Source organism: Klebsiella sp. 7-CIP_Kleb. (genome assembly GCF_050378655.1).
In the GTDB taxonomy this organism is placed as follows: domain Bacteria; phylum Pseudomonadota; class Gammaproteobacteria; order Enterobacterales; family Enterobacteriaceae; genus Klebsiella; species Klebsiella quasipneumoniae.
Window position 1 is genome coordinate 61,066 of record NZ_JBNRLJ010000001.1, and the last position, 14,357, is coordinate 75,422.

Sequence of the window (14,357 nt, forward strand, 5' to 3'; positions counted from 1 at the left end):
GGGAGGAGAAGATGCAACGTTTAGATGACATCGCTCCCGCCGAGGTGCGTGCTATCTGGGGATTGTTAAGCGCGATCCCGGACCCGGAAGTACCGGTGCTGACCATCACCGATCTCGGCATGGTGCGCAGCGTCGCGCGCCACGGCGACGGCTGGGTGATTGGCTTTACCCCGACTTATTCGGGCTGTCCGGCGACGGAGCATCTGCTGGGGGAGATCCGCGCAGTGATGAGCGAGCATGGTTATCTGCCGGTCCACATCGTCCTGCAGCTGGATCCGCCGTGGACCACCGACTGGATGAGTCAGGATGCCCGCGAGCGCCTGCGCCAGTACGGCATCAGCCCGCCGCAGGGGCACGCCTGCCATGCGGATATGCCCGCCGAGGTGAGTTGTCCACGCTGCGGCAGAACCCATACCTCGCTGCTTAGCGAATTCGGTTCCACGGCCTGCAAAGCGCTCTATCGCTGCGACAGCTGCCGGGAACCTTTTGATTACTTTAAATGTATTTGAGGTTGCCATGACGACGTTCCATTCGCTTAAGGTGGCGAGAGTCGAGCCGGAAACCCGCGATGCGGTGACCATCACTTTTGCGATCCCGCAAGCCCTGCAGGCGGAATACTGTTTTCGCCCGGGCCAGCATCTGACGCTAAAAGCCCGTCTGGGCGGTGAAGAGCTGCGCCGCTGTTACTCCATCTGCCGCAGCCGCACGCCGGGAGAGATCAGCGTCGCGATCAAAGCCATCGACGGCGGGCGCTTCTCGCGCTACGCCCAGCACGATATCCAGCAGGGGATGGAGCTGGAGGTGATGGTGCCGCAGGGGCATTTCGGCTATCAGCCTCAGGCCGAACGGCAGGGCGACTATCTGGCGATTGCCGCCGGCTCCGGGATCACGCCGATGATGGCGATCGTTAGCGCCACCCTGGCCACCGAGCCGTACAGTCGCTTCACGCTGATCTACGGTAACCGCAACAGCCACAGCATGATGTTCCGCCAGGCGCTAGCCGATTTAAAAGACCGCTATCCGCAGCGCCTGCAGGTGATACATCTGTTCAGCCAGGAGTCGATGGACAGCGATCTTTTACAGGGGCGCATTGACGGCGACAAACTGCGCCAGCTCGCTGACCATCTGCTGGATTTCAGCCGTTTCGACGAGGCCTTTATCTGCGGTCCGGCGACGATGATGGACGAGGCGGAAGCAACGTTACGTGAACTTGGCGTAGCGGAGAAATCGATTCATCTCGAACGCTTCAATACGCCGGGCGGCAGCGTTAAGCGCGCCGCCGGGGTGCAGGCGGAGGGACGCACGGTCACCATCCGCCAGGACGGGCGCGATCGGCTGATCGCCCTCAGCGCCGAAGACGACAGCATCCTGGATGCCGCATTGCGTCAGGGGGCAGACCTGCCGTTTGCCTGCAAGGGCGGGGTGTGCGCCACCTGTAAATGCAAAGTGCTGCGCGGCGAAGTGGCGATGGCCGCCAACTATAGCCTCGAAGCGGATGAGCTGGCGGCGGGTTATGTGCTGAGCTGCCAGGCGCTGCCCACCAGCGGCGACGTAGTTGTCGACTTTGACGCGCGGGGGATGGCATGAGCGAGCTGCTGATCCACCGCCATGGCCGGGTGCTGCAGCTGACGCTCAACCGTCCGCAGGCCCGCAATGCACTGAACAATGCCTTATTAACCCAGATTGCCGAGGCGCTGGAGGTCGCGGCCGCTGATAACCGCGTCAGCGTCTGCGTCATCAGCGGTAACCCGCGCTTCTTTGCCGCCGGGGCCGACCTGAATGAGATGGCGGAGAAAGATCTCCCGGCGACCCTGGACGATATCCGCCCGCGGCTGTGGGCGCGTATCGATGCCTTCCCCAAACCGCTGATCGCCTCGGTCAACGGCTACGCCCTCGGCGCCGGCTGCGAGCTGGCCCTGCTGTGCGATCTGATTGTCGCCGGGGACAACGCCCGCTTTGGCCTGCCGGAAATTACCCTCGGCATAATGCCGGGCGCTGGCGGCACCCAGCGGCTGATCCGCAGCGTTGGCAAGGCGCTGGCCAGCCGGATGGTGCTGAGCGGCGAGAGTATTGACGCCCGTCAGGCGCAGCAGGCCGGGCTGGTGAGCGATGTCCATCCGGCGGCGTTAACCGATGAGTATGCCCTGCAACTGGCGACCACCATCGCCCGCCATGCGCCGCTGGCGCTGCGGGCGGCGAAACAGTCGCTGCGCCTGTCGCAGGAAGTGAGCCTGCAGGCCGGTCTCCAGCAGGAGCGCCAGCTGTTCAGCCTGCTGAGCGCCACCGAAGACCGCCGCGAAGGCATCGACGCCTTCTTACAAAAACGTAACCCGGAATTTAAAGGACGCTAATCGTGGAAGCTTTCATTCTCAGCGCAGTGGAACAGGGCGTCATGACCATCACTCTCAATCGCCCGGACCGCCTCAACAGTTTTAACGATCGGATGCATCAGCAGCTGGCGGAATGTCTGAAGCAGGCCGAGCGCGACGACGGCGTACGTTGCCTGCTGATCACCGGCGCCGGCCGCGGCTTTTGCGCCGGCCAGGATCTGAATGACCGCAACGTCGACCCCAGTGGTCCGCCGCCGGATCTCGGCCTGTCGGTGGAACGCTTTTACAACCCGTTAGTGCGCCGTCTGGCGGCGCTGCCGAAACCGGTTATCTGCGCGGTCAACGGCGTAGCCGCTGGCGCAGGCGCCACCCTGGCGCTGGGCTGCGATATCGTGCTGGCCGCGCGTTCGGCCAAGTTTGTGATGGCGTTCAGCAAGCTCGGGCTGGTGCCGGACTGCGGCGGCAGCTGGTTCCTGCCGCGGGTGGCTGGCCGCGCGCGCGCGATGGGGCTGGCGCTGCTGGGCGACAGCCTCAGCGCGGAACAGGCCGCGCAGTGGGGGATTATCTGGCAACTGGTGGACGATGCCGAACTGGCGGATACCAGTCTGCAGCTGGCGCGCCATCTGGCGGCCCAGCCGACGTTTGGTCTTGGGCTGATTAAAAAGGCGCTGCTGGCGGCGGAAACCAACAGTCTCGACGCGCAGCTGGATCTGGAGCGCGATTATCAGCGCCTCGCCGGGCGCAGCGATGATTACCGCGAAGGGGTCAGCGCGTTTCTGGCCAAACGGCCACCACAGTTCAGCGGGAAATAGATGATGACGACATCCTTAGCCAACGTGGCGGTGATCGGCAGCGGCACCATGGGGGCCGGCATCGCCGAAGTGGCTGCTGCCGCAGGACATCCGGTGCGTATTTTTGATATTAACCCTAAGGCTGTAGGCCAGGCGATTGAGGGCATCGCCGGGCGTCTGGCGTCGCGCGTTGCGCGCGGCAAACTGGTCCCTGAGCAAGCTGATGCGCTGCTGGCGCGGCTGCATCCGGCCCACGATTTAGCCGCGCTGGCCGACGCAGATTTAGTGATCGAAGCGGCCTCTGAACGCCTGGAGGTGAAAGCGGCGCTGTTCGCGCAGCTGGCGGCGATCTGCTCGCCGTCAACATTGCTGACCAGCAACACCTCGTCGATTTCGATTACCGCCATCGCCGCCGGGGTCAAAAACCCGGAGCGGGTGGCCGGGCTGCACTTTTTTAATCCGGCGCCGGTGATGAAGCTGGTCGAGGTGGTGAGCGGCCTGGCGACGTCTGCGGAAGTGGTGGAGCAGTTGTGCCAGTGCGTGAGCGGCTGGGGGAAACGGCCGGTTCGCTGCCGCTCGACGCCCGGCTTTATCGTTAACCGCGTGGCGCGTCCGTTCTATGCTGAAGCCTGGCGGGCGCTGGAGGAGCAGGTGGCCGCCCCGGAAGTTATCGATGCCGCTTTGCGTGACGGCGGCGGCTTCCCGATGGGGCCCCTGGCGCTGACGGACCTGATTGGCCAGGACGTCAACTTCGCCGTGACCTGCTCGGTATTTAACGCCTTCTGGCAGGACCGGCGTTACCTGCCATCGCTCCTGCAGCAGGAGCTGGCGCAGGCCGGGCGATTGGGGAAAAAGAGCGGTCACGGCGTCTATCGCTGGCCTGCGGAGACGCAGCCGGAGGTGACGCTGCCGCCGGTCGCCACTGGCGCGCAATCCGTGATGACGGTAAGTGACAGTGTCACCGAGCTGGACGAGCTTTTGTTGCTGGAGACCGAAGGCGAAACCGCCCTGGCGCTGAGCGTTAAGCATCGTCGTCCGGTGGTGGTGTATGACCTGTGCGCCAGCGATACGGTGGTGCTGGCCGCCGCGGCGACCAACGCGCCGGCGGCGACGGACAAAGCGGTGCACTATTTCCAGCAGCAGGGCAAGAAAGTGCTGCGCATCGCCGATTATCCCGGCCTGCTGGTGTGGCGCACGGTGGCGATGCTGGTTAACGAAGCGCTGGACGCACTGCAGAAAGGGGTGGCCAGCGCGCAGGATATCGATACCGCCATGCGTCTTGGCGTCAACTACCCGCAGGGCCCGCTGGCGTGGGGGGAAAGCCTCGGCTGGCGCCGCGTGCTGCGCCTGCTGGAGAACCTGCACCACCATTATGGCGAGGAGCGCTATCGCCCCGGTTCCCTGTTGCGCCAGAAGGCGCTGATGGAGAAGCACCATGAGCAATGATCCGTGGCGCAACGCGCGCGTGATGTACGAAAAAGATACCTGCGCCAGAAAGATGGGGATCGAACTTATCGAAATGGACGATGGTTTTGCGCAGATGACCATGACCGTCTCGCCGGACATGCTTAACGGCCATCAAACCTGTCACGGCGGTCAGCTATTTACCCTTGCCGATACCGCTTTCGCCTACGCCTGTAACAGCCAGGGGCTGGCGGCGGTGGCTTCGGCGGCCAGCATTGATTTCCTTCGCCCGGCGTTTGCCGGGGACCGGCTGGTCGCCACCGCCCGAGTCAAACAGCAGGGCAAGCTGACCGGGGTCTACGACATTGAAATTGTTAATCAACAGCAAAAAATTGTGGCCCTGTTTCGCGGCAAATCGCACCGCATCGGCGGCACAATCACAGGAGAAGTCTAATGCGCGAGGCCTTTATTTGTGACGGGATCCGCACGCCGATTGGCCGCTACGGCGGCGCGCTGGCCAGCGTGCGCGCCGACGACCTGGCGGCGATCCCGCTGCGGGCGCTGCTGAGCCGCAACCCCAGGCTTGACCCGACCGCGATCGATGACGTGATTTACGGCTGCGCGAATCAGGCGGGCGAAGATAACCGCAATGTGGCGCATATGGCGACGCTGTTGGCCGGTTTCCCGCATACCGTACCGGGCACCACGATTAACCGTCTATGTGGGTCTGGTCTGGATGCGATCGGCTTTGCCGCCAGAGCGATCAAAGCCGGCGATGCCGATCTGCTGATTGCCGGCGGCGTGGAGTCGATGTCGCGCGCGCCGTTTGTGATGGGGAAGGCCAGCGCGCCGTATCAGCGTCAGGCGGAGCTGTTTGACACCACCATTGGCTGGCGTTTTGTGAACCCGCTCATGGCGCAACACTTTGGAACTGACAGCATGCCGGAAACGGCCGAGAATGTAGCTGAATTGTTAAATATTAGCCGCGCCGATCAGGATGCTTTCGCCTGGCGCAGCCAGCAGCGCACGGCGCAGGCCCAGCGCGATGGCATTCTGGCGCAGGAGATCGTGCCGGTGCAGATTGTCGGCCGGAAAGGGGCGGTCAGCGATGTGCGCGAGGACGAGCATCCGCGCCCGGAAACCACGCTTGAGCAGCTGGCGCAACTGAAAGCGCCGTTCCGTCAGGGCGGCGTCATTACCGCGGGCAATGCTTCCGGCGTCAACGATGGCGCCGCGGCGCTGATCGTCGCCAGCGAACAGCAGGCCGCTATCCAGGGGCTCACTCCGCGCGCGCGTATCGTGGCGATGGCGACGGCAGGGGTCGAACCGCGGCTGATGGGGCTGGGGCCGGTACCGGCGGTGCGTAAAGTGCTGGAGCGGGCGGGACTCAATATCCACGATATGGATCTGATTGAGCTGAATGAGGCCTTCGCCGCTCAGGCGCTGGGCGTGCTCAGACAGCTTGGCGTGCCGGACGATGCGGCGCATGTGAATCCCAACGGCGGCGCCATCGCGTTAGGCCATCCGCTGGGCATGAGCGGCGCGCGTCTGGCGCTGAGCGCCAGCCTTGAGCTGCAGCGCCGCGGCGGGCGCTATGCGTTGTGTACGATGTGTATTGGCGTGGGTCAGGGCATCGCCATGATCCTCGAGCGAGTGTGAGCTAATTTACCTGCGAGTACCCTACAATGATAACTACTACAAAATTAGATCCGATTGAAACCGCCTCGCGTGATGAGCTGCAGGCCCTGCAAACCCAACGGCTGAAGTGGACCCTGAATCATGCGTATAACAATGTGCCGATGTATCGTCGCAAATTCGACGCCGCCGGCGTGCACCCTGACGACTTTCGCGAACTGAGCGACCTGACCAAATTCCCGTGCACCACCAAACAGGATCTGCGCGACAACTATCCCTTCGATACCTTCGCGGTGCCGATGGAGCAGGTGGTGCGCATTCACGCCTCTTCCGGGACCACCGGCAAACCGACGGTGGTGGGCTACACGCAGAACGATATTGATAACTGGGCCAATATCGTCGCCCGTTCGCTGCGCGCCGCCGGCGGCACGGCGAAAGATAAAATTCACGTCGCCTACGGCTATGGCCTGTTCACCGGCGGCCTTGGCGCGCACTACGGCGCAGAACGCTTAGGCGCGACGGTGATCCCGATGTCCGGCGGACAGACCGAAAAACAGGCGCAGCTGATCCGTGATTTCAAGCCGGATATGATCATGGTGACGCCGTCCTACTGTCTGAATCTGATTGAAGAGCTGGAGCGCCAGATGGGCGGCGATGCCCGCGGCTGTTCATTACGCGTCGGCGTCTTTGGCGCCGAGCCGTGGACCCTGGCGATGCGCGCGGAGATCGAGCGCCGGCTGGGGATCACCGCCCTGGACATATACGGTCTGTCGGAGGTGATGGGCCCGGGGGTGGCGATGGAGTGTCTGGAGACTGTTGACGGCCCGACCATCTGGGAAGACCACTTCTTCCCGGAAATCGTTAACCCGGACGACGGCACGCCGCTGGCCGATGGCGAACACGGCGAACTGCTGTTCACCACGTTGACCAAAGAGGCGCTGCCGGTGATCCGCTATCGTACCCGCGATCTGACGCGCCTGCTGCCGGGCACCGCCCGCACCATGCGCCGTATGGACCGCATCAGCGGACGCAGCGACGATATGCTGATCATCCGCGGGGTTAACGTCTTCCCGTCGCAGCTGGAAGAGGAGATCCTTAAGTTTGAACATCTGGCGCCGCACTACCAGCTGGAGGTCAATCGCCGCGGCCATCTTGATTCGCTGGCGGTGCGCGTGGAGCTGAAAGAGAGCGGGCTGGCGCTGAGTCACGAGCAGCGCTGCCAGATTTGTCACCAGTTGCGCCACCGCATCAAGTCGATGGTCGGGATCTCCACCGATATCACTATCGTCAACTGCGGCAGCATTCCGCGCTCTGAAGGCAAAGCCTGTCGGGTATTTGATCTGCGTAAAGCGGTGGTCAGCGGTTAAACCTCTCCCCGGTGGCGCTGCGCTGACCGGGGCTACGCGGTTAGCCCGGCTGAGGCCTTTACGCCCTCAGCCGGGGAAATTCCTGTGCTATGATTCATAAAGGAAAAATATAACAACAGCATGAATCAGATGAGTAAACTCGACGCCTTTATTCAACAAGCCGTGACGGCGACGCCGATCAGCGGCACGTCATTGATCGCCTCGCTGTATGGCGACGCCTTATTACAACGCGGTGGGGAAGTGTGGCTGGGCAGCGTCGCGGCGCTGCTGGAAGGATTAGGCTTCGGCGAGCGCTTCGTCCGCACCGCGCTGTTTCGCCTCAATAAAGAAGAGTGGCTTGATGTCGTCCGTATCGGCCGCCGCAGCTTCTATCGTCTGAGTGACAAAGGACTGCGCCTGACCCGTCGTGCGGAACATAAAATTTATCGGGCGAACGCCCCGGAATGGGATGGTACCTGGCTGCTGTTGCTTTCAGAAGGCCTGGAAAAAAATGTGCTGGCCGACGTCAAAAAGCAGCTGCTGTGGCAGGGATTTGGCGCGCTGGCGCCGAGCCTGTTAGCCTCGCCGTCGCAAAAGCTGGCGGATGTCCAGTCGCTGCTCCACGAAGCAGGCGTCGCCGAAAACGTCATCTGTTTTGAAGCCCACTCGCCGCTGGCGCTCTCCCGGGCGGCGCTGCGCAGCCGGGTAGAGGAGTGCTGGCATCTCACCGAACAAAACGAGATGTATGAATCGTTCATCTCGCTATTCCGGCCGATACTGCCGCTGCTCCGTGACTGCGACCCCGCGGAGTTAACGCCGGAGCGCAGCTTTCAGATCCAGCTCCTGCTGATTCATTTCTATCGCCGAGTGGTGCTCAAAGATCCGCTGCTGCCGGAAGAGCTGCTGCCGGCGCACTGGGCGGGGCAAACCGCCCGCCAGCTATGTATCAATATTTACCAACGGGTGAGTCCCGGCGCGCTGGCGTTCGTCAGCGAGAAAGGTGAAAGCTCGGTCGGCGAGCTTCCCGCGCCGGGCCCGCTCTATTATCAGCGCTTTGGCGGTTTGCCGGGCGCATAAGGAGGTTGCATGCCGATTTATCAGATTGATGGACTGACCCCTGTGGTGCCGGAGGAGAGTTACGTCCACCCGACCGCGGTGTTGATTGGCGACGTGATCCTCGGCAAAGGGGTCTATGTTGGGCCCAACGCCAGCCTGCGCGGCGATTTTGGCCGCATCGTGGTCAAAGACGGGGCCAATATACAGGACAACTGCGTGATGCACGGCTTCCCAGGCCAGGATACGGTGGTGGAAGAGGAGGGCCATATCGGCCACGGCGCTATTCTGCACGGCTGCGTAATTGGCCGCAATGCGCTGGTGGGGATGAGCGCGGTGATTATCGACGGGGCGACTATCGGCGAAAACAGCTTTGTCGGCGCCTCGGCCTTCGTCAAAGCCAACGCCGAGATGCCCGCCAACCATCTGATTATCGGAAGCCCGGCAAAAGCGATTCGCGTCCTGAGCGAACAGGAGCTGGCGTGGAAAAAGCACGGTACCCGTGAATACCAGGTGCTGGTGGAACGCTGTAAGCAGACGCTGCACCAGGTTGAGCCATTACGGGAAGTGGAAGACGGGCGTAAGCGGCTGGAGTTTGATGAAAACCTGCGGCCAAAATCCTCCACCTGAGGGGTAAATATAATGGCAGAGAAATTATCCGCTCACTGTCACTGCGGTGCGGTGGCCTTTACCGTTGAGCTCAGCGACGGCTTCAACACCGTTCGGCGCTGTAACTGTTCATATTGTCGAATGCGTGGGGCGGTCGCGGTCTCTTCGCCGCGTTCAGGAATCGATGTGGTACGCGGCAGGGATAAGCTCACAGAGTATCGCTTTAATACAGGGGAAGCCGTGCACTTTTTCTGCTCGGTATGCGGGATCTACACCTTTCATCAACGGCGATCAAACCCACAGCAGTATGGGGTGAATGTGGCCTGCATTGACGGCGTTTCACCTTTCGATTTTCCTTGCGTGGAAGTCAACGACGGCGTGAATCATCCAAAAGATGGCGGCGGAGGCGTGGTGGGGTATTTGCGCTACGAGAAAAAGCAAAAATCTCCTCCCGCCGGCAGCGAGAGGAGTTAACTATTAGGCTGCAACCACGCTGTCGATGGCCGCTTTCGCGTCAGACTGCGCTTTGGCCGCGACTTCCGGGCCGTAAGCGATACCTTCGGCGAACACGAAGTTCACGTCGGTGATGCCGATGAAGCCGAGGAAGGTGGACAGGTACGGGGTGACCAGGTCGGTCGGGGTATCTTTATGGATACCGCCGCGGCTGGTCACGACGACTGCGCGTTTACCGGTCACCAGACCTTCCGGCCCTTTTTCGGTGTAGCGGAAGGTCACGCCGGCGCGAGCCACCAGGTCGAAATAGTTTTTCAACTGCGTCGGGATGTTGAAGTTGTACATCGGCGCAGCGATAACAATCACATCGTTGCCTTTCAGTTCAGCGATCAGCTCGTCGGAAAGGGCCAGCGCTTCCTGCTGACGCGGAGTCAGCGGCGCGTCGCTCGGACGCAGGGCGCCAACCAGTTCACCATCCAGAACCGGGATCGGATTAGCGGCCAGGTCACGCACGGTGATCTCGTCGCCCGGGTGTTTTTCCTGCCATTGTTCAACAAAATAGTCGGAAAGCTGACCAGATTGTGAGTACCCTGCCAGAATACTGGATTTCAGAACTAATACTTTGCTCATGGGTGTTTCCTTTTTTAATGTGATTGACGGGTCAGTGCCCTGGTGCTTGATGACACTGTATTCACAATCGCGCCACAGAGATAGCGCAATATATCGAATCCTATGTTCAGATTTTTTGAACAAGGCATGAGTGGCGCAGATGTGGTACTCTAAGGCAATACTTCAAAAGAGATTTTCCCGGCAGAGCTCTGCCCGATAACGCTATGACAGAACAACAAAAAATCACCTTCCCCCAGCTTTATCAACAGCTCGACGGCCTGATGCTGCGCGACAAAACGCGCTTTGCCCGCCGTCTGCACGGCGTGAAGAAGGTTAAAAATCCTGAATCGCAACAGGCCATCCTTCAGGAGATGGCGCAGGAGATAAGCCAGGCAGCCAGTAAAGTCCTGCTGCGCGAAGCGGCGCGTCCGGCCATCACCTATCCGGAAAATCTGCCGGTTAGCCAGAAAAAACAAGAAATTCTCGAGGCGGTACGCGATCACCAGGTGGTGATTGTCGCCGGGGAGACCGGTTCGGGTAAAACCACCCAGCTGCCAAAAATCTGCATGGAGCTGGGCCGCGGGCTGAAAGGGCTAATCGGCCATACCCAGCCGCGCCGTCTGGCCGCGCGAACCGTGGCCAACCGTATCGCCGAGGAGCTGCAAACGGAGCCGGGCGGCTGTATCGGCTATAAGGTCCGCTTTAGCGATCACGTCAGCGACAACACCATGGTCAAGCTGATGACCGACGGTATTCTGCTGGCGGAGATCCAGCAGGATCGCCTGCTGATGCAGTACGACACCATCATTATCGATGAAGCGCACGAGCGCAGCCTGAACATTGACTTCCTGCTCGGCTATCTGAAAGAGCTGCTGCCGCGCCGTCCTGACCTGAAAATCATCATCACCTCGGCGACCATCGACCCGGAACGTTTCTCAAAGCATTTCAATAATGCGCCGATTATCGAAGTCTCCGGGCGGACTTACCCGGTGGAAGTGCGCTATCGGCCGATAGTGGAAGAGGCGGACGATACCGAGCGCGATCAGCTGCAGGCGATCTTTGATGCCGTCGATGAGCTCGGGCGCGAAGGGCCCGGCGATATTCTGATCTTTATGAGCGGCGAGCGGGAGATTCGCGATACCGCCGATGCGCTGAATAAGCTGGATCTGCGCCATACCGAAGTGCTGCCGCTGTACGCTCGCTTGTCCAACAGCGAGCAGAACCGCGTCTTCCAGCCGCACAGTGGACGACGCATCGTGCTGGCGACCAACGTGGCGGAAACCTCGCTGACCGTACCGGGCATTAAGTACGTTATCGATCCCGGTACCGCGCGTATCAGCCGCTACAGCTACCGCACCAAGGTGCAGCGCCTGCCGATCGAGCCAGTTTCCCAGGCGTCCGCCAACCAGCGTAAAGGCCGCTGCGGTCGCGTCTCGGAAGGGATCTGTATTCGTCTTTATTCAGAAGACGATTTCCTGTCGCGACCGGAATTTACCGATCCGGAAATTCTGCGCACCAACCTGGCGTCGGTCATCCTGCAGATGACCGCCCTGGGCTTAGGCGATATCGCCGCCTTCCCGTTCGTTGAAGCGCCGGATAAGCGCAACATTCAGGACGGCGTGCGCCTGCTGGAAGAGCTGGGCGCCATCACCACCGATGAGCAGGCCACCGCCTACAAGCTGACCCCGATGGGCCGTCAGCTTAGCCAGTTGCCGGTAGACCCGCGTCTGGCGCGGATGGTGCTGGAGGCGCAGAAGCACGGCTGCGTGCGAGAAGCGATGATCATCACCTCCGCGCTGTCGATTCAGGATCCGCGCGAGCGGCCGATGGACAAACAGCAGGCCTCTGACGAAAAACACCGCCGCTTTCACGATAAAGAGTCTGACTTCCTTGCCTTTGTGAACCTGTGGAACTATCTCGGCGAACAGCAGAAAGCCCTGTCGTCGAATCAGTTCCGCCGTCAGTGCCGGGTCGATTTTCTGAACTATCTGCGCGTGCGCGAGTGGCAGGATATCTATACCCAGCTGCGCCAGGTGGTGAAGGAGCTTGGCCTGCCGATCAACAGCGAGCCAGCGGAATATCGCGAGATCCATACCGCGCTGCTGACCGGTCTGCTGTCGCACATCGGCATGAAGGATGCCGATAAACAGGAGTTTACCGGGGCGCGCAACGCCCGCTTTTCCATTTTCCCGGGGTCCGGTCTGTTTAAAAAGCCGCCGAAGTGGACGATGGTGGCGGAACTGGTGGAGACCAGCCGGCTGTGGGGCCGCATTGCCGCCCGCATTGAGCCGGAGTGGGTGGAGCCGGTAGCGCAGCACCTGATCAAACGCTCATACAGCGAGCCGCACTGGGAGCGGGCGCAGGGCGCGGTGATGGCGACGGAAAAGGTCACCGTCTACGGCCTGCCGATCGTGGGCGCGCGTAAGGTCAACTACAGCCAGATCGATCCGGCGCTGTGCCGCGAGCTGTTTATCCGCCACGCGCTGGTGGAGGGCGACTGGCAAACGCGCCACGCCTTCTTCCGGGAGAACCTGAAGCTGCGGGCGGAAATCGAAGAGCTGGAGCATAAGTCGCGCCGCCGCGACATTCTGGTGGACGACGAGACCCTGTTCGAATTCTACGACCAGCGCATCAGCCACGACGTCATCTCCGCCCGCCACTTCGACAGCTGGTGGAAGCAGGCCAGCAAAGAGACGCCGGATCTGCTCAACTTTGAGAAGAGCATGCTGATTAAGGAAGGGGCGGAGCAGGTTAGCAAGCTGGACTATCCGAACTTCTGGCATCAGGGCAACCTTAAGCTGCGGCTTAGCTATCAGTTTGAGCCGGGCGCCGACGCCGACGGCGTGACGGTGCATATTCCGCTGCCGCTGCTGAACCAGGTGGAGGAGGCCGGGTTTGAATGGCAGATCCCCGGCCTGCGTCGCGAGCTGATTATCGCGCTGATAAAATCGCTGCCGAAGCCGGTGCGGCGCAATTTTGTCCCGGCTCCCAACTATGCGGAAGCGTTTCTTGGCCGGGCGACGCCGCTTGAGCTGCCGTTGCTCGATTCCCTGGAGCGCGAGCTGCGTAAGATGACCGGCGTGACCATCGACCGCGAAGCCTGGCAGTGGGATCAGGTGCCCGATCACCTGAAAATCACTTTCCGGGTGGTGGATGATAAAAACAAGAAGCTGCAGGAAGGGCGCTCGCTGCAGGCGCTGAAAGAGGCGCTGAAGGGCAAAGTTCAGGAGACGCTGTCGGCGGTTGCTGATGATGGCATCGAGCAGAGCGGGCTGCATATCTGGAGCTTTGGCACCCTGGCGGAAAGCTATGAACAGAAGCGCGGCAACTATAAGGTGAAAGCCTGGCCGGCGCTGGTGGACGAGCGCGACAGCGTGGCCATCAAGCTGTTTGATAATCCACAGGAACAGCAGCAGGCCATGTGGCGCGGTCTGCGTCGCCTGCTGCTGCTTAACATTCCGTCGCCCATTAAGTATCTGCACGAGAAACTGCCGAACAAAGCCAAGCTCGGGCTCTATTTCAACCCGTACGGCAAAGTGCTGGATCTGATTGACGACTGCATCTCCTGCGGCGTGGATAAGCTTATCGACGAGGCGGGCGGTCCGGTATGGACGGAAGAGGGCTTCAACCAGCTGCACGATAAAGTTCGCGCCGAGCTCAACGAGACGGTGGTGGAGATCGCCAAACAGGTCGAGCAGATCCTCACTGCGGTGTTCAATATCAACAAACGGCTGAAAGGCCGGGTGGATATGACCATGGCGCTGGGGCTGTCGGACATCAAAGCGCAGATGGCGGGGCTGGTTTACCGCGGCTTTGTCACCGGCAACGGCTTCCGTCGTCTTGGCGATACGCTGCGCTACCTACAGGCGATTGAAAAGCGCCTGGAGAAGATGGCTATCGATCCGCACCGCGACCGCGCGCAGATGCTGAAAATTGAGAGCGTGCAGCAGGCGTGGCAGCAGTGGCTGAATAAGCTACCGCCGAACCGCCGTGAGGACGACGATGTCCGGGAGATCCGCTGGATGATCGAGGAGCTGCGGGTGAGCTTCTTCGCCCAGCAGCTGGGGACCCCGTACCCCATCTCGGACAAACGTGTCCTGCAGGCGATGGAGCAGGTGACGCCGTAA

General features: G+C 61.2%; 13 protein-coding genes. 12 read left to right on the forward strand and 1 reads right to left on the reverse strand.

Going from position 1 to position 14,357, the window contains the following annotated elements; genetic code table 11:
* Nucleotides 1-11 precede the first annotated feature (11 nt).
* The 11 genes from paaD to ACQUTI_RS00355 all read left to right on the forward strand — a co-directional run bounded on the left by paaD (nucleotide 12) and on the right by ACQUTI_RS00355 (nucleotide 9,642).
* Nucleotides 12-509: a 1,2-phenylacetyl-CoA epoxidase subunit PaaD gene (gene paaD, locus ACQUTI_RS00305; RefSeq protein WP_064177895.1), complete on the forward strand. Its 498-nt coding sequence runs from the start codon at nucleotides 12-14 to the stop codon at nucleotides 507-509.
* 7 nt (nucleotides 510-516) lie between these two features.
* Nucleotides 517-1,587, forward strand: coding sequence for a 1,2-phenylacetyl-CoA epoxidase subunit PaaE (paaE, locus tag ACQUTI_RS00310; RefSeq protein ID WP_004204038.1), 1,071 nt, complete (start codon nucleotides 517-519; stop codon nucleotides 1,585-1,587).
* Nucleotides 1,584-2,351: a 2,3-dehydroadipyl-CoA hydratase PaaF gene (gene paaF / locus ACQUTI_RS00315; RefSeq protein ID WP_049092121.1), complete on the forward strand. Its 768-nt coding sequence runs from the start codon at nucleotides 1,584-1,586 to the stop codon at nucleotides 2,349-2,351. The genes paaE and paaF overlap by 4 nt, the downstream gene beginning before the upstream one ends.
* A 2-nt stretch (nucleotides 2,352-2,353) precedes the next feature.
* The gene (paaG, locus tag ACQUTI_RS00320) at nucleotides 2,354-3,142 is read left to right on the forward strand and encodes a 2-(1,2-epoxy-1,2-dihydrophenyl)acetyl-CoA isomerase PaaG (protein ID WP_004204040.1); all 789 of its coding nucleotides are present in this window, start codon (nucleotides 2,354-2,356) and stop codon (nucleotides 3,140-3,142) included.
* A complete protein-coding gene (locus ACQUTI_RS00325) occupies nucleotides 3,143-4,567 on the forward strand; it encodes a 3-hydroxyacyl-CoA dehydrogenase (protein WP_074194082.1) in 1,425 nt (474 codons plus the stop codon).
* Nucleotides 4,557-4,979, forward strand: a complete 423-nt coding sequence (gene paaI, locus ACQUTI_RS00330; protein ID WP_004204043.1) for a hydroxyphenylacetyl-CoA thioesterase PaaI — start codon at nucleotides 4,557-4,559, stop codon at nucleotides 4,977-4,979. Before ACQUTI_RS00325 ends, paaI begins: the two co-directional genes overlap by 11 nt.
* Entirely contained in the window at nucleotides 4,979-6,184 is a 1,206-nt protein-coding gene (pcaF, locus tag ACQUTI_RS00335) for a 3-oxoadipyl-CoA thiolase (RefSeq protein ID WP_017898728.1), read from the forward strand. Before paaI ends, pcaF begins: the two co-directional genes overlap by 1 nt.
* Before the next feature lie 26 nt (nucleotides 6,185-6,210).
* Nucleotides 6,211-7,527: a phenylacetate--CoA ligase PaaK gene (paaK, locus tag ACQUTI_RS00340; RefSeq protein WP_023318113.1), complete on the forward strand. Its 1,317-nt coding sequence runs from the start codon at nucleotides 6,211-6,213 to the stop codon at nucleotides 7,525-7,527.
* Nucleotides 7,528-7,656: 129 nt separating this feature from the next.
* Nucleotides 7,657-8,583: a phenylacetic acid degradation operon negative regulatory protein PaaX gene (gene paaX / locus ACQUTI_RS00345; protein ID WP_025999095.1), complete on the forward strand. Its 927-nt coding sequence runs from the start codon at nucleotides 7,657-7,659 to the stop codon at nucleotides 8,581-8,583.
* A gap of 9 nt (nucleotides 8,584-8,592) precedes the next feature.
* Nucleotides 8,593-9,189: a phenylacetic acid degradation protein PaaY gene (gene paaY, locus ACQUTI_RS00350; RefSeq protein WP_109882664.1), complete on the forward strand. Its 597-nt coding sequence runs from the start codon at nucleotides 8,593-8,595 to the stop codon at nucleotides 9,187-9,189.
* A gap of 9 nt (nucleotides 9,190-9,198) precedes the next feature.
* Nucleotides 9,199-9,642, forward strand: coding sequence for a GFA family protein (locus ACQUTI_RS00355; RefSeq protein ID WP_025999094.1), 444 nt, complete (start codon nucleotides 9,199-9,201; stop codon nucleotides 9,640-9,642).
* Between the two features lie 3 nt (nucleotides 9,643-9,645).
* Here the strand turns inward: ACQUTI_RS00355 and azoR are convergent, their stop codons facing one another.
* Nucleotides 9,646-10,251: an FMN-dependent NADH-azoreductase gene (gene azoR / locus ACQUTI_RS00360; RefSeq protein ID WP_002902889.1), complete on the reverse strand. Its 606-nt coding sequence runs from the start codon at nucleotides 10,249-10,251 to the stop codon at nucleotides 9,646-9,648.
* 203 nt (nucleotides 10,252-10,454) lie between these two features.
* Here azoR and hrpA point away from each other — a divergent pair, with 203 nt between their 5' ends.
* Nucleotides 10,455-14,357, forward strand: coding sequence for an ATP-dependent RNA helicase HrpA (gene hrpA, locus ACQUTI_RS00365; RefSeq protein WP_032455938.1), 3,903 nt, complete (start codon nucleotides 10,455-10,457; stop codon nucleotides 14,355-14,357).